A 15,318-nucleotide genomic window follows, 5' to 3' on the forward strand; every position below is an offset into this window, starting at 1 on the left:
GCTGTGCTGCGAGGATAAAAACAATGAACGACAGCATTTACCTCTCGATTCAAAACAGCCCGCGTTTCAAGGAGCTGGTGCGTAAAAGGGAACGATTCGCCTGGATTCTCTCGGCGATCATGCTTGGGCTGTACTCCGCTTTCATTCTGCTGATTGCCTACGGGCCGCAAATCCTGGGGGCCAAGTTGAGCCCCGGCTCGTCCATTACCTGGGGTATTCCCCTGGGGGTCGGGCTGATTGTCTCGGCGTTCATCCTGACCGGCATTTATGTGCGCCGGGCCAATGGCGAGTTTGATGACCTGAACGCGGCGATTCTCAAGGAGGCGGCGCAATGATCCAGCGTCTATTGGCAGTTTTTGGCGCTTCACTGTTTGCCCCGGCTGTTTGGGCGGCGGATGCCTTGACCGGCGAAGTGCACAAGCAACCATTGAACATCTCGGCCATCGTGATGTTTATCGCGTTTGTCGGCGCCACCCTGTGCATCACGTACTGGGCGTCCAAACGCAACAAGTCGGCGGCCGACTATTATGCGGCGGGCGGCAAGATCACCGGTTTCCAGAACGGCCTGGCGATTGCCGGTGACTACATGTCGGCGGCCTCCTTTCTGGGGATTTCCGCGCTGGTGTACACCTCTGGCTACGACGGGCTGATCTACTCGATCGGCTTTTTGGTGGGCTGGCCGATCATTCTGTTCCTGATCGCCGAGCGCCTGCGCAACCTGGGCAAGTACACCTTTGCCGACGTGGCCTCATACCGCCTGGGCCAGACCCAGATCCGCAGCCTGTCGGCCTGTGGTTCGCTGGTGGTGGTGGCGTTCTACCTGATCGCGCAAATGGTTGGGGCGGGCAAGCTGATTCAGCTGTTGTTCGGCCTGGACTACCATGTGGCGGTGATCCTGGTGGGTATCCTGATGGTGCTGTATGTGCTGTTCGGCGGCATGCTGGCGACCACCTGGGTGCAGATCATCAAGGCGGTGTTGCTGCTGTCCGGTGCCTCGTTCATGGCGCTGATGGTGATGAAGCACGTCAACTTCGACTTCAACATGCTGTTCTCCGAGGCGATCAAGGTTCACCCCAAAGGTGAAGCGATCATGAGCCCGGGCGGCCTGGTGAAAGACCCGATTTCGGCGTTCTCCCTGGGCCTGGCCCTGATGTTCGGTACGGCGGGCCTGCCGCACATCCTGATGCGCTTCTTCACCGTGAGTGACGCTAAAGAAGCGCGTAAGAGCGTGTTCTACGCGACCGGTTTCATCGGCTACTTCTACATCCTGACCTTCATCATTGGTTTTGGCGCGATCCTGCTGGTGAGCACCAACCCTGCGTTCAAGGATGCTGCCGGTGCCTTGCTGGGCGGTAACAACATGGCGGCGGTGCACCTGGCCAACGCGGTGGGGGGCAGCATCTTCCTGGGCTTCATTTCGGCGGTGGCGTTCGCCACTATCCTGGCCGTGGTTGCGGGCCTGACCCTGGCGGGTGCGTCGGCGGTGTCCCATGACCTGTATGCCAGCGTCATCAAGAAGGGCAAGGTCAACGACAAGGATGAAATCCGCGTCTCGAAAATCACCACCGTCGCGCTGGGTGTGTTGGCCATCGGCCTGGGCATCCTGTTCGAAAGCCAGAACATTGCGTTCATGGTCGGCCTGGCGTTCTCGATTGCGGCCAGCTGTAACTTCCCGGTGCTGCTGCTTTCCATGTACTGGAAAAACCTCACCACCCGTGGCGCGATGATCGGCGGCTGGTTGGGCCTGATCAGCGCGGTAGGCCTGATGATCCTGGGCCCGACCATCTGGGTGTCGATCCTGCACCATGAAAAGGCGATCTTCCCTTACGAATACCCGGCGCTGTTCTCGATGATCATTGCGTTCATCGGCATCTGGTTCTTCTCCATCACCGACAAATCGGCGGCGGCAGAGAAAGAGCGCGCGCTGTACTTCCCGCAGTTTGTGCGTTCGCAAACCGGGTTGGGGGCGAGCGGAGCGGTGGATCATTGAGGCAGTTGCACGTTTGACGCTACACGTGATGTAAAAAAGACCCCCGCACTCAGCGGGGGTATTTTTTTGCTTGAGGTTCGCTGCTCGCTAAGCTGCAGCCAAAAAAAACGGCCTCATCAAGAGGCCGTTTTTCCGGGCTGTAACTTAGTGCCTGTCTTCAAGCTTGGTAAGGTCACGCGACTCGTAGCCGGTGTACAGCTGGCGCGGACGGCCAATCTTGTACGGGCTGGAGAGCATTTCTTTCCAGTGCGAGATCCAGCCTACGGTACGTGCCAGGGCGAAGATCACGGTGAACATGCTGGTTGGAATGCCGATGGCCTTGAGGATGATCCCCGAGTAGAAGTCGACGTTCGGGTACAGCGAGCGTTCGATGAAGTACGGGTCGGTCAGGGCGATCTCTTCCAGGCGCATGGCCAGTTCGAGTTGCGGATCGTTCTTGATGCCCAGTTCCTTCAACACTTCGTCGCAGGTCTTTTTCATCACGGTGGCGCGTGGGTCGCGGTTCTTGTAGACCCGGTGACCGAAGCCCATCAGTTTGAACGGATCGTTCTTGTCCTTGGCCTTGGCGATGAACTTGTCGATGTTGGACACATCGCCGATTTCATCGAGCATGGTCAACACGGCTTCGTTCGCGCCGCCGTGGGCAGGGCCCCACAGTGCAGCGATACCGGCGGCGATACAGGCGAACGGGTTGGCACCCGAGGAGCCGGCCAGACGCACGGTGGAGGTGGAGGCGTTTTGCTCGTGGTCGGCGTGGAGGATGAAGATCCGGTCCATTGCCTTGGCCAGTACCGGGCTGATCGGTTTGATCTCGCACGGGGTATTGAACATCATGTGCAGGAAGTTTTCCGCGTACGACAGGTCGTTGCGCGGGTACATCATGGGTTGACCCATGGAGTACTTGTAAACCATTGCGGCCAGGGTCGGCATCTTGGCAACCAGGCGGATCGCGGAGATTTCGCGATGCTGCGGGTTATTGATGTCCAGGGAGTCGTGATAGAAGGCGGAGAGGGCGCCGACTACGCCGCACATGACGGCCATCGGGTGGGCGTCGCGACGGAAACCGTTGAAGAAGGTCTTCAGCTGTTCGTGAACCATGGTGTGGTTCTTGACGTTGCTGACGAACTTGGCTTTCTGCTCGGCTGTTGGCAGTTCGCCATTAAGCAGCAGGTAGCAGGTTTCCAGGTAGTCCGATTTCTCGGCCAGCTGTTCGATCGGGTAGCCGCGGTGCAGCAGGATACCGTTGTCACCATCGATGTAGGTGATCTTCGACTCGCAAGAGGCGGTCGACATGAAGCCTGGGTCGAAAGTAAAACGGCCCGTGGCCGTCAAGCCCCTTACGTCGATAACATCGGGACCAACGGTGCCGGTTAAAATGGGCAGCTCGACGGGGGCTGCGCCCTCGATGATCAACTGCGCTTTTTTGTCAGCCATGTGGCCTCCTATTTATGCTTCAAATCATCAGACAGACCCCCCACGCAGGGCCCGCACCACTATAGTGAGATAAATTCAGATGTCAATTTGCCTAAAGTCTTGCCGCAGAAGGCTTTAACCGTACTTTTTCCTCGAAATTGACTGCCATTTACGCCTTTTGTCCCCCGAGCGCAATCCGCTATTAGGGTGAGGAGTGCGCGTTGTCATTAGTTGCCTAACTGTCTATACTCGGCCACCGACCGCCAAGGGCTTTTGGGCTTGCTTTATTGGGGGTCGCATCCCTGGGTGGTGGTTACCTGACCAGTGCACTCCCCAACAACTTTGCCCTGATTGTTAGGGGCTCTTCAGTGTGAAAAAAAAGCCGTGAAAAGCCAACGACCTGTAAACCTAGACCTAAGGACCATCAAACTCCCCATCACCGGCGTAACGTCATTCCTGCACCGCGTTTCCGGCATCATCCTGTTCCTCGGCCTGGGCATCATGCTTTATGCATTGAGCAAATCCCTGGGTTCCGAAGAAGGCTATGCCGAGGTGAAGGCGTGCCTGACCAGTCCGCTGGCCAAGTTCGTTGCATGGGGCCTCCTGTCCGCTCTGCTGTATCACTTGGTGGCCGGTGTGCGCCACTTGATCATGGACATGGGTATCGGTGAGACGCTGGAAGGCGGCAAGCTGGGCTCGAAAATCGTTATCGCCGTTTCCGTGGTGGTAATCGTTCTGGCGGGAGTTTGGATATGGTAACCAGCGTTACGAACCTGTCGCGTTCAGGCCTTTATGACTGGATGGCACAGCGTGTGTCTGCGGTCGTTCTGGCGGCTTATTTCATTTTCCTGATCGGATACCTCGTGGCGAACCCGGGCATTGGTTTTGACCAGTGGCACGGCCTGTTCGCACACAACGGAATGCGTATTTTCAGTCTGTTGGCCCTGGTGGCCCTGGGCGCTCACGCCTGGGTCGGCATGTGGACCATCGCGACCGACTACCTGACGCCCATGGCGCTGGGCAAGTCCGCGACTGCAGTGCGTTTCCTTTTCCAGGCAGTATGCGGCGTCGCGATGTTCGCTTACTTCGTCTGGGGTGTACAGATTCTCTGGGGTATCTGATTCATGGCTAACATTCCAACGATTTCCTTCGACGCCATCATTATTGGTGGCGGCGGTGCTGGCATGCGCGCAGCGCTGCAGCTGGCCCAGGGCGGTCACAAGACTGCCGTGATCACCAAGGTGTTCCCGACCCGTTCCCACACCGTGTCCGCCCAGGGTGGCATCACCTGCGCCATCGCCTCGGCCGACCCGAACGATGACTGGCGCTGGCACATGTACGATACCGTCAAGGGTTCCGACTACATCGGTGACCAGGACGCTATCGAATACATGTGTCAGGAAGGCCCGGCTGCGGTGTTCGAGCTGGACCACATGGGCCTGCCGTTCTCCCGCACCGAAACCGGTCGTATCTACCAGCGTCCGTTCGGTGGCCAGTCCAAGGACTACGGCAAAGGCGGCCAGGCTGCACGTACGTGCGCTGCGTCCGACCGTACCGGTCACGCCCTGCTGCACACCCTTTATCAGGGCAACCTGAAAGCGGGCACCACGTTCCTGAACGAGTACTACGCAGTTGACCTGGTGAAGAACCAGGACGGCGCGTTCGTCGGTGTGATCGCTATTTGCATCGAAACCGGCGAAACCACCTACATCCGCGCCAAGGCCACCGTGCTGGCAACGGGCGGTGCAGGCCGTATCTACGCGTCGACCACCAACGCCCTGATCAACACCGGTGACGGCGTGGGCATGGCCTTGCGTGCTGGCGTGCCGGTACAAGACATCGAAATGTGGCAGTTCCACCCGACCGGCATCGCCGGCGCCGGTGTATTGGTGACCGAAGGCTGCCGTGGTGAAGGGGGTTACCTCATCAACAAGCACGGCGAGCGTTTCATGGAGCGTTATGCGCCAAACGCTAAAGACCTGGCCGGTCGCGACGTGGTTGCTCGCTCGATGGTTAAGGAAATCATCGCTGGCAACGGTTGCGGCCCGAACGGCGACCACGTGATGTTGAAGCTCGATCACCTGGGTGAAGAAGTCCTGCACAGCCGCCTGCCTGGCATTTGCGAGCTGTCCAAGACCTTTGCTCACGTTGACCCGGTGGTTGCTCCGGTTCCGGTTGTTCCAACTTGCCACTATATGATGGGCGGCGTTGCCACCAACATTCATGGCCAGGCGATCACCCAGGACAGCGAAGGCAAAGACGCCATCATCCCAGGTCTGTTCGCCGTGGGTGAAGTGGCGTGCGTATCGGTTCACGGTGCCAACCGTCTGGGCGGCAACTCGCTGCTCGACCTGGTGGTATTCGGCCGTGCGGCGGGCCTGCACCTGGAAAAAGCGCTGACTGACGGCATCGAATACGATGACGCCACCGACGCCGACATCAACGCCGCCCTGGCGCGCCTGTCCGCGCTGAACGAGCGTACCGATGGCGAAGACGTAGCCACCCTGCGTCGCGAGCTGCAAAGCTGCATGCAGAACTACTTCGGTGTATTCCGTACTGGCGAATACATGCAGAAGGGTATTGCCCAGCTGGCCGACCTGCGCAAGCGCATCGCCAACGTGAAGATCAACGATAAGAGCCAGGCGTTCAACACCGCTCGTATCGAAGCCCTTGAGCTGCAAAACCTGCTGGAAGTGGCTGAAGCGACGGCGATCGCCGCCGAGGTTCGTAAAGAATCCCGTGGTGCTCACGCTCGTGAAGACTTTGAAGATCGCGACGACGAAAACTGGTTGTGCCACACCCTGTACTTCCCGGGTGACAAGCGCGTAACCAAGCGTGCCGTGAACTTCTCGCCGAAGACGGTTCCGACGTTTGAACCGAAGATTCGGACTTACTAAGGGTGGCTGCCATGTTGAAAGTCAGTGTTTATCGCTACAACCCTGATCAGGACGCTGCGCCGTTCATGCAGGAATTCACCGTTGATACCGGCGGCAAAGACCTGATGGTGCTGGACGTACTGGCCCTGATCAAGGAACAGGACGAAGGGTTCTCCTATCGTCGCTCTTGCCGCGAAGGGGTCTGTGGCTCCGACGGCATGAACATCAACGGCAAGAACGGCCTGGCGTGCATCACGCCGCTGTCCGCCGTGGTGAAGAAAGACAAGCTCGTTGTACGTCCGCTGCCAGGTTTGCCGGTTATCCGTGACCTGGTCGTCGATATGAGCATCTTCTACAAGCAATACGAGAAAGTTAAGCCGTTCCTGCAGAACGACACGCCGGCTCCGGCCATCGAGCGTCTGCAGTCCCCGGAAGAGCGCGAGAAGCTCGATGGTCTGTACGAGTGCATCCTGTGCGCTTGCTGCTCGACTTCCTGCCCGTCCTTCTGGTGGAACCCGGACAAGTTCCTGGGCCCGGCTGCCCTGCTGCAAGCGTACCGCTTCCTGGCAGACAGCCGCGACACCAAGACATCCGAGCGCCTGGCTGCACTGGATGACCCGTTCAGCGTATTCCGCTGCCGCGGGATCATGAACTGCGTCAACGTATGTCCCAAAGGCCTGAACCCGACTAAGGCCATTGGTCACGTGCGTAGCATGCTGCTGCAGAGCGGCGTGTAACAGACGTTGTAACAGCAGGACCGTTGTGCCCGTAGATGCTGCGGCGCAGGCTTCAACCGGCGCCGTAGTTTTAACTTGAGCAGTGACTTACAAGGTCACGGCTCTTATTTTGAAGAAATGAGACAAGCAGGGGCATCCGGGTTGGTACCCGGACTATCAGCGTGATCCTAAGTGGCTTGTTTTGGTCGCTGCACTCGGACTTCTGCAAGCAAACTCGGTGTCTTCGCCGGTGGTGTCCCCTAACCGAGGGTGACCAAGCATGCAAGAAAGCGTGATGCAGCGCATGTGGAACAGCGGCTATCTTTCAGGTGGTAACGCTGCCTATGTGGAAGAGCTTTATGAGCTCTACCTGCACGACCCTAACGCTGTGCCAGAAGAATGGCGCACCAAATTTCAGACGTTGTCTTCAGACGGCAACGCTGCCACCGATGTATCGCATGCAACAATTCGCGATCAGTTCGTGCTGCTGGCAAAGAACCAGCGCCGCGCCCAACCGGTTTCTGCCGGGAGCGTGAGCAGTGAGCATGAGAAGAAGCAAGTTGAAGTACTGCGACTGATCCAGGCCTACCGGATGCGTGGCCACCAGGCGTCCCAGCTTGACCCGCTGGGGCTCTGGCAGCGTCCTGCACCGGCTGACCTGTCGATCAATCATTACGGCTTGACCAATGCCGATCTTGATACGACCTTCCGTGCCGGCGACCTGTTCATCGGCAAAGAGGAAGCGAGCCTACGCGAAATTCACGAAGCGTTGCAGCAGACATATTGCCGCACCATCGGCGCTGAATTCACGCACATCACCGATTCCGAGCAGCGCCACTGGTTCCAGCATCGCCTGGAAGGCGTGCGTGGCCGTCCGGTGCTGTCCGCCGACGTTCGCAGCCACCTGCTTGAGCGTGTGACGGCGGCCGAAGGCCTGGAAAAATACCTGGGTACCAAATACCCGGGCACCAAGCGTTTTGGCCTGGAAGGCGGCGAGAGCCTGATTCCGATGCTCGACGAAATGATCCAGCGTTCCGGCTCCTACGGCACCAAGGAAATCGTGATCGGCATGGCCCACCGTGGCCGTCTGAACGTGCTGGTCAACACCTTCGGCAAGAACCCGCGCGAGCTGTTCGACGAGTTCGAAGGCAAGAAAAAGGTCGAGCTGGGTTCCGGTGACGTTAAATACCACCAGGGCTTCTCGTCCAACGTGATGACCACAGGTGGCGAAGTTCACCTGGCGATGGCATTCAACCCGTCCCACCTGGAGATCGTTTCCCCGGTGGTCGAGGGTTCGGTGCGCGCCCGTCAGGATCGTCGTAACGACCCGACCGGCGAAAAAGTCCTGCCGATTTCCATCCACGGTGACGCGGCATTCGCCGGTCAAGGCGTGGTCCTGGAAACGTTCCAGATGTCGCAGACCCGCGGCTTCAAGACCGGCGGTACTGTCCACATCGTCATCAACAACCAGGTGGGCTTCACCATCAGCAACCCGTTGGACGCGCGTTCCACCGAGTACGCCACCGACGTTGCCAAGATGATCCAGGCGCCGATCCTCCATGTGAATGGTGATGATCCGGAAGCCGTGCTGTTCGTGACGCAACTGGCCGTTGACTACCGCATGCAGTTCAAGCGTGACGTGGTGATCGACCTGGTTTGCTACCGCCGTCGCGGTCACAACGAAGCTGACGAGCCGAGCGGCACCCAGCCATTGATGTACCAGCAGATCACCAAGCAGCGCACCACCCGTGAGCTGTACGCCGAAAGCCTGACCAAGGCCGGTGTGGTTGACGACGCGCGTGTTCAGGCCAAGGTCGATGAATACCGCAGCGCGCTGGACAATGGTCTGCACGTGGTGAAAAGCCTGGTCAAGGAGCCGAACAAAGAGCTGTTCGTTGACTGGCGCCCGTACTTGGGCCACACCTGGACCGCCCGTCACGACACGTCCTTTGATCTGAAAACCTTGCAGGAACTTTCCGCCAAGCTGCTGGAAATTCCGGAAGGCTTCGTGGTTCAGCGCCAGGTTGCAAAGATCTACGAAGACCGTCAGAAGATGCAAGCCGGCGGCCTGCCGATCAACTGGGGTTATGCCGAAACCATGGCATACGCGACCCTGGCTTTCGAAGGTCACCCGATCCGCATGACCGGCCAGGACATCGGCCGTGGTACGTTCTCGCACCGTCACGCGGTATTGCACAACCAGAAAGACGCGGGCACCTACATCCCGCTGCAAAACCTGTACGAAGGCCAGCCACGTTTCGACCTGTACGACTCGTTCCTGTCCGAGGAAGCCGTACTGGCGTTCGAATACGGTTACTCGACCACCACGCCAAACGCGCTGGTGATCTGGGAAGCCCAGTTCGGCGACTTCGCCAACGGCGCCCAGGTGGTGATCGACCAATTCATCACCAGCGGCGAGCACAAGTGGGGCCGCCTGTGCGGTCTGACCATGCTGCTGCCGCACGGTTATGAAGGTCAGGGCCCGGAGCACTCCTCGGCCCGTCTGGAGCGTTACCTGCAGCTGTGCGCCGAGCACAACATTCAGGTCTGCGTGCCGACTACCCCGGCCCAGATCTACCACTTGCTGCGTCGCCAGGTGATTCGTCCCCTGCGCAAGCCGTTGGTAGTGCTGACTCCGAAATCGCTGTTGCGTCACAAATTGGCCATCTCGACCCTGGAAGATCTGGCCGAAGGTTCGTTCCAGACCGTTATTCCGGAAATCGACACGCTTGACCCGAAAAAGGTCACCCGTCTCGTTCTGTGCAGCGGCAAGGTCTACTACGACCTGCTGGAAAAACGCCGTGCCGAAGGCCGCGAAGACATCGCTATCGTGCGTATCGAGCAGCTTTACCCGTTCCCGGAAGATGACCTCATGGAGATCATCGCGCCTTACACCAACCTCACCAATGTGGTGTGGTGTCAGGAAGAACCGATGAACCAGGGCGCCTGGTATAGCAGCCAGCATCACCTGCGTCGCAGCATCGGCAACCACAACAAGGCCCTGGGCCTTGAGTACGCCGGTCGTGATGCTTCTGCTGCACCGGCTTGCGGGTATGCATCGATGCACGCCGAGCAGCAGGAAAAACTGCTGCAAGATGCTTTCACTGTTTAACGCCTTCGCGCTGACTGAAACCGAATTTTAAGGACCACAGATAATGGCTATCGAAATCAAAGCCCCGTCATTCCCGGAGTCGGTTGCCGACGGCACCGTTGCCACCTGGCACAAAAAACCAGGCGACGCTGTAAAGCGTGACGACCTGATCGTCGACATCGAAACCGACAAGGTCGTACTGGAAGTGTTGGCCGAAGCCGACGGCGTCCTGGGCGCTATCGTGGCTGAAGAGGGCGCTACCGTCCTGTCCAACCAGGTACTGGGCTCGATCGAAGCGGGCGGCGCTGCTGCTGCTCCGGCCGCCGCTGCTGCACCCGCTGCCGCTCCGGCCGCTGCTGCCGCCGACGCTGGCGAAGACGATCCGGTTGCCGCACCTGCTGCGCGCAAGCTGGCTGAAGAAAACGGCATCAACATCGCGTCCGTTGCCGGTACTGGCAAAGGCGGTCGCGTGACCAAGGAAGACGTGGTTGCAGCCGTTGCTGCCAAGAAAGCCGCTCCGGCTGCCGCGCCTGCCAAGGCTGCTGCCCCGGCTGCCGCTGCACCGGTGTTCGCTGCTGGCGACCGCACCGAGAAGCGCGTTCCGATGACCCGCGTACGTGCCACCGTGGCCAAGCGTCTGGTTGAAGCGCAATCGAACATGGCGATGCTGACCACGTTCAACGAAGTCGACATGACCGAAGTCATGGCCCTGCGCTCGAAGTACAAGGACCTGTTCGAGAAGTCCCACAACGGCGTGCGCCTGGGCTTCATGTCCTTCTTCGTGAAGGCGGCGACCGAAGCACTCAAGCGCTTCCCGGCGGTCAACGCCTCGATCGACGGCAGCGACATCGTTTACCACGGCTACGCGGACGTCGGCGTTGCCGTTTCCAGCGACCGTGGCCTGGTGGTGCCGGTTCTGCGTAACGCCGAGCTGATGAGCCTGGCTGAAATCGAAGGCGGCATCGCCACCTTCGGCAAGAAAGCCCGTGACGGCAAGCTGTCCATCGACGAGATGACCGGCGGCACCTTCACCATCACTAACGGTGGTACTTTCGGTTCGATGATGTCGACCCCGATCGTCAACCCGCCACAAGCCGCGATCCTGGGTATGCACAACATCATCCAGCGTCCTATGGCGATCAACGGTCAAGTCGTGATCCGCCCGATGATGTACCTGGCCCTGTCTTACGATCACCGCCTGATCGACGGTAAAGAAGCCGTGACGTTCCTGGTCACCATCAAGAACCTGCTGGAAGACCCGGCTCGCCTGCTGCTGGATATCTAAAAAGCAGCTGCACGTCGCACGTTGCAAGCCCCACGCTCGACGGGCTTCAACGTGCGGCTTGCAGCTTCTAGCTTGCTCCTAAAAGGGAACCTTTTATGACACAGAAATTTGACGTTGTAGTGATTGGCGCCGGCCCTGGCGGCTACGTTGCCGCCATCAAGGCTGCGCAACTGGGCCTCTCGACTGCGTGCATCGAAAAATACACCGACAAGGAAGGCAAACTGGCCCTGGGCGGTACGTGCCTGAACGTGGGTTGCATTCCTTCCAAGGCGCTGCTGGACAGCTCCTGGAAATTCCACGAAGCCCAAGACGGTTTTGCCATCCACGGTATCAGCCACGCTGGCGTGACCATGGACGTGCCAGCGATGGTCGGCCGCAAGGCCAACATCGTTAAAGGCCTGACCTCCGGCGTTGCCACCTTGTTCAAGGCCAACGGCGTTACTTCGATCCAGGGCCACGGCAAACTGCTGGCGGGCAAGAAGGTTGAAGTCACCAAGCCTGACGGTTCGGTTGAAGTCATCGAAGCCGAAAACGTGATCCTGGCGCCAGGTTCGCGTCCAATCGACATCCCGCCTGCTCCAGTGGACAAGAACGTGATCGTTGACTCCACCGGCGCCCTGGAATTCCAGGCTGTGCCTAAGCGTCTGGGCGTGATCGGTGCTGGCGTGATCGGCCTGGAACTGGGTTCGGTATGGTCCCGCCTGGGCGCCGAAGTGACCGTTCTGGAAGCCTTGGACACGTTCCTGCTGGCTGCCGACACCGCGGTGTCCAAAGAAGCGCTGAAAACCCTGACCAAACAAGGTCTGGACATCAAGCTGGGCGCACGCGTGACCGGTTCCAAGGTCAACGGCGAAGAAGTAGTGGTGACCTACACCGACAAGGATGGCGAACAGACCATCACTTTCGACAAGCTGATCGTAGCCGTGGGTCGCCGTCCAGTGACCACCGACCTGTTGGCTGCCGACAGCGGCGTGAACATGGACGAGCGTGGTTTCATCCACGTTGACGACCACTGCGCTACCACCGTTCCAGGCGTCTACGCCATTGGTGACGTGGTGCGCGGCATGATGCTGGCGCACAAAGCGTCCGAAGAAGGCATCATGGTTGTCGAGCGCATCAAGGGTCACAAGACCCAGATGAACTACGACCTGATCCCGTCGGTTATCTACACCCACCCGGAAATTGCATGGGTCGGTAAAAACGAACAACAGTTGAAAGCTGAAGGCGTTGAAGTTAACGTCGGCACCTTCCCGTTTGCCGCCTCTGGCCGTGCCATGGCAGCGAACGACACCGGTGGTTTCGTCAAAGTCATCGCTGATGCCAAGACTGACCGCGTATTGGGCGTCCACGTGATTGGCCCAAGCGCTGCAGAACTGGTTCAGCAGGGCGCTATCGGTATGGAATTCGGCACCAGTGCCGAGGACCTGGGCATGATGGTCTTCTCCCATCCGACCCTGTCCGAAGCGTTGCACGAAGCGGCGTTGGCGGTGAATGGCGGCGCCATCCACATCGCCAACCGCAAGAAGCGCTAAGCGAGATAATAAGAAACCACGGCGGTTGCCCGTCGTGAGCCTTGCGCGCAAGACTCACCGCGGAATGTCCGCCGGACGCAGTCTTGCGCAGTGATCCCACCCAGGGCCGAGGCTTTTGGTGGTTTGACTGCGCGAGCAGCAGTCACAGGTGGTGCGGCACCCCTAGTGCAGCACCGAATGCGCAGTACCTAACGAAGACGGTAATAAGCATGAATCTTCACGAGTATCAGGGTAAGCAGCTGTTCGCTGAATACGGCCTGCCAGTATCCAAGGGTTACGCAGTAGACACCCCGGAAGCAGCAGCAGAAGCTTGCGACAAAATCGGCGGCACTGAGTGGGTTGTTAAAGCCCAGGTTCACGCCGGTGGTCGCGGTAAAGCGGGCGGCGTTAAGCTGGTTCGCAGCAAAGAAGACGCCAAGGCCTTCGCACAGCAGTGGCTGGGCAAGCGTCTGGTGACTTACCAGACTGACGCCAATGGCCAACCAGTCACCAAGATCCTGGTTGAATCGTGCACTGATATCGCTAAAGAGCTGTACCTGGGCGCTGTCGTTGACCGTTCGAGCCGTCGCATCGTGTTCATGGCTTCCACCGAAGGTGGCGTGGACATCGAGAAAATCGCTCACGAAACCCCAGAAAAAATTCTGAAGGCCGCCATCGATCCACTGGTTGGCGCTCAGCCATTCCAGGGTCGCGAGCTGGCTTTCCAGCTGGGCCTGGAAGGCAAGCAAGTTGCCCAGTTCGCCAAGATCTTCGTAGGTCTGGCCAAACTGTTCCAGGATCACGATCTGGCCCTGCTGGAAGTGAACCCGCTGGTGATCAAGGCTGATGGCGATCTGCACTGCCTGGATGCCAAGATCAACATCGACGCCAACGCCATGTACCGTCAGCCTAAACTGAAGACTTTCCACGATCCGTCGCAAGACGATCCGCGCGAAGCGCACGCTGCCAAGTTCGAACTGAACTACGTAGCACTGGAAGGCAACATCGGCTGCATGGTAAACGGCGCTGGCCTGGCCATGGGCACCATGGACATCGTCAACCTGCACGGCGGCAAGCCAGCCAACTTCCTGGACGTGGGCGGCGGTGCGACCAAAGAGCGCGTGACCGAAGCGTTCAAGATCATCCTGTCCGACTCCAACGTCGCAGCAGTACTGGTCAACATCTTCGGCGGCATCGTTCGTTGCGACATGATTGCCGAAGGCATCATCGGTGCAGTGAAAGAAGTCGGCGTTAAAATCCCGGTGGTTGTTCGCCTTGAAGGTAACAACGCTGAGCTGGGCGCTAAAGTACTGGCAGAAAGCGGTTTGAACATCATCGCGGCTACCAGCCTGACCGACGCTGCTCAACAAGTTGTCAAAGCTGCGGAGGGCAAATAATGAGCGTCCTGATCAATAAAGACACCAAAGTTATCTGCCAGGGTATTACCGGTTCGCAAGGTAGTTTCCACACCCAGCAAGCCATCGAATACGGCACCAAGATGGTTGGCGGCGTAACGCCAGGCAAAGGCGGCACCGAGCACCTGGGCCTGCCCGTGTTCAACACCGTGAAAGACGCTGTAGCTGCCACTGGCGCCACCGCCAGCGTGATCTACGTTCCAGCACCTTTTTGCAAAGACTCGATCCTGGAAGCAGCCTTTGGCGGCATCAAGCTGATCGTGTGCATCACCGAAGGCATTCCTACCCTGGACATGCTGGACGCTAAGGTTAAGTGCGACGAGCTGGGTGTTACCCTGATCGGCCCTAACTGCCCAGGCGTGATCACCCCAGGCGAATGCAAGATCGGCATCATGCCAGGTCACATTCACTTGCCAGGTAAAGTCGGTATCGTTTCCCGTTCCGGCACCCTGACCTACGAAGCTGTGAAGCAGACCACTGACGCCGGTTTCGGTCAGTCGACTTGCGTCGGCATCGGCGGTGACCCGATCCCAGGCTCCAACTTCATCGACATCCTGAAGCTGTTCCAGGAAGACCCGAAGACCGAAGCGATCGTGATGATCGGTGAGATCGGCGGTTCGGCTGAAGAAGAAGCGGCTGCCTACATCAAGGCACACGTGACCAAGCCAGTTGTTTCCTACATCGCTGGTGTGACTGCCCCTGCGGGCAAGCGCATGGGCCATGCGGGCGCAATCATCTCTGGCGGCAAAGGCACTGCAGACGAGAAATTCGCTGCACTGCAAGACGCAGGCGTTAAAACCGTGCGTTCGCTGGCAGACATCGGCAAGGCCCTGGCCGAGCTGACAGGTTGGGCGGTCAAGTAAGCCTCGCGCTTAACTGACGCTTCATCCCACAAAGGCCACCTTCGGGTGGCCTTTGTGCTTTCTGGCATTGCCTCAAGCCCGCCTGCGCTTTGGCACGGGATTCCTATTAGATATAAGAACGCGACACTGAAATGTCGCGAATCGGACAGTTTGCCCCC

At 58.9% G+C, this 15,318-nt stretch carries 12 protein-coding genes; 11 read left to right on the forward strand and 1 reads right to left on the reverse strand.

What is annotated here, in order from left to right; all coding sequences use genetic code 11:
* The first annotated feature begins 23 nt into the window (after window positions 1–23).
* Together ACW9H9_RS07560 and ACW9H9_RS07565 are read left to right on the forward strand one after the other, a co-directional pair.
* Window positions 24–335: a DUF485 domain-containing protein gene (locus ACW9H9_RS07560; RefSeq protein WP_457342472.1), complete on the forward strand. Its 312-nt coding sequence runs from the start codon at window positions 24–26 to the stop codon at window positions 333–335.
* On the forward strand, window positions 332–1,990 hold the full coding sequence (locus ACW9H9_RS07565; protein ID WP_457342471.1) for a cation acetate symporter: 1,659 nt from the start codon (window positions 332–334) through the stop codon (window positions 1,988–1,990). Before ACW9H9_RS07560 ends, ACW9H9_RS07565 begins: the two co-directional genes overlap by 4 nt.
* Before the next feature lie 144 nt (window positions 1,991–2,134).
* Here the strand turns inward: ACW9H9_RS07565 and gltA are convergent, their stop codons facing one another.
* The gene (gene gltA / locus ACW9H9_RS07570) at window positions 2,135–3,424 is read right to left on the reverse strand and encodes a citrate synthase (protein WP_457342470.1); all 1,290 of its coding nucleotides are present in this window, start codon (window positions 3,422–3,424) and stop codon (window positions 2,135–2,137) included.
* A 363-nt stretch (window positions 3,425–3,787) separates the two neighbouring features.
* Between gltA and sdhC the strand changes: the two genes are divergently transcribed.
* The 9 genes from sdhC to sucD all read left to right on the forward strand — a co-directional run bounded on the left by sdhC (window position 3,788) and on the right by sucD (window position 15,160).
* Window positions 3,788–4,162, forward strand: coding sequence for a succinate dehydrogenase, cytochrome b556 subunit (sdhC, locus tag ACW9H9_RS07575; RefSeq protein ID WP_457342469.1), 375 nt, complete (start codon window positions 3,788–3,790; stop codon window positions 4,160–4,162).
* Window positions 4,156–4,524 (forward strand): succinate dehydrogenase, hydrophobic membrane anchor protein, encoded by a 369-nt coding sequence (sdhD, locus tag ACW9H9_RS07580; RefSeq protein WP_150764456.1) that lies wholly within the window; start codon window positions 4,156–4,158, stop codon window positions 4,522–4,524. The genes sdhC and sdhD overlap by 7 nt, the downstream gene beginning before the upstream one ends.
* 3 nt (window positions 4,525–4,527) lie before the next feature.
* The gene (gene sdhA, locus ACW9H9_RS07585) at window positions 4,528–6,300 is read left to right on the forward strand and encodes a succinate dehydrogenase flavoprotein subunit (protein WP_457342468.1); all 1,773 of its coding nucleotides are present in this window, start codon (window positions 4,528–4,530) and stop codon (window positions 6,298–6,300) included.
* An 11-nt stretch (window positions 6,301–6,311) separates the two neighbouring features.
* A complete protein-coding gene (locus tag ACW9H9_RS07590; RefSeq protein ID WP_457342467.1) occupies window positions 6,312–7,016 on the forward strand; it encodes a succinate dehydrogenase iron-sulfur subunit in 705 nt (234 codons plus the stop codon).
* A 259-nt stretch (window positions 7,017–7,275) separates the two neighbouring features.
* The gene (locus ACW9H9_RS07595; protein WP_457342466.1) at window positions 7,276–10,107 is read left to right on the forward strand and encodes a 2-oxoglutarate dehydrogenase E1 component; all 2,832 of its coding nucleotides are present in this window, start codon (window positions 7,276–7,278) and stop codon (window positions 10,105–10,107) included.
* 43 nt (window positions 10,108–10,150) lie between these two features.
* Complete coding sequence (gene odhB / locus ACW9H9_RS07600) at window positions 10,151–11,371, forward strand: 2-oxoglutarate dehydrogenase complex dihydrolipoyllysine-residue succinyltransferase (protein ID WP_457342465.1); 1,221 nt, start codon at window positions 10,151–10,153, stop codon at window positions 11,369–11,371.
* A 95-nt stretch (window positions 11,372–11,466) separates the two neighbouring features.
* Window positions 11,467–12,903 (forward strand): dihydrolipoyl dehydrogenase, encoded by a 1,437-nt coding sequence (gene lpdA, locus ACW9H9_RS07605; protein ID WP_457342464.1) that lies wholly within the window; start codon window positions 11,467–11,469, stop codon window positions 12,901–12,903.
* 209 nt (window positions 12,904–13,112) lie between these two features.
* Window positions 13,113–14,279 carry an ADP-forming succinate--CoA ligase subunit beta gene (gene sucC, locus ACW9H9_RS07610; protein WP_457342463.1) on the forward strand — a complete coding sequence of 389 codons (1,167 nt, stop codon included), beginning with the start codon at window positions 13,113–13,115 and terminating at the stop codon, window positions 14,277–14,279.
* Window positions 14,279–15,160, forward strand: a complete 882-nt coding sequence (gene sucD, locus ACW9H9_RS07615; RefSeq protein ID WP_071496227.1) for a succinate--CoA ligase subunit alpha — start codon at window positions 14,279–14,281, stop codon at window positions 15,158–15,160. The genes sucC and sucD overlap by 1 nt, the downstream gene beginning before the upstream one ends.
* Window positions 15,161–15,318: the final 158 nt, after the last annotated feature.

The organism is Pseudomonas sp. SDO5215_S409, from assembly GCF_054071325.1.

Bases quoted from the DNA above. Each gene is read 5' to 3' on its own strand.
- sdhD (WP_150764456.1), top strand. From the start codon at position 4,156: ATGGTAACCAGCGTTACGAACCTGTCGCGTTCAGGCCTTTATGACTGG.
- gltA (WP_457342470.1), bottom strand. From the start codon at position 3,424: ATGGCTGACAAAAAAGCGCAGTTGATCATCGAGGGCGCAGCCCCCGTC.
- lpdA (WP_457342464.1), top strand. From the start codon at position 11,467: ATGACACAGAAATTTGACGTTGTAGTGATTGGCGCCGGCCCTGGCGGC.
- ACW9H9_RS07590 (WP_457342467.1), top strand. From the start codon at position 6,312: ATGTTGAAAGTCAGTGTTTATCGCTACAACCCTGATCAGGACGCTGCG.
- ACW9H9_RS07560 (WP_457342472.1), top strand. From the start codon at position 24: ATGAACGACAGCATTTACCTCTCGATTCAAAACAGCCCGCGTTTCAAG.
- sucD (WP_071496227.1), top strand. From the start codon at position 14,279: ATGAGCGTCCTGATCAATAAAGACACCAAAGTTATCTGCCAGGGTATT.
- ACW9H9_RS07595 (WP_457342466.1), top strand. From the start codon at position 7,276: ATGCAAGAAAGCGTGATGCAGCGCATGTGGAACAGCGGCTATCTTTCA.
- odhB (WP_457342465.1), top strand. From the start codon at position 10,151: ATGGCTATCGAAATCAAAGCCCCGTCATTCCCGGAGTCGGTTGCCGAC.
- sdhA (WP_457342468.1), top strand. From the start codon at position 4,528: ATGGCTAACATTCCAACGATTTCCTTCGACGCCATCATTATTGGTGGC.
- sucC (WP_457342463.1), top strand. From the start codon at position 13,113: ATGAATCTTCACGAGTATCAGGGTAAGCAGCTGTTCGCTGAATACGGC.
- ACW9H9_RS07565 (WP_457342471.1), top strand. From the start codon at position 332: ATGATCCAGCGTCTATTGGCAGTTTTTGGCGCTTCACTGTTTGCCCCG.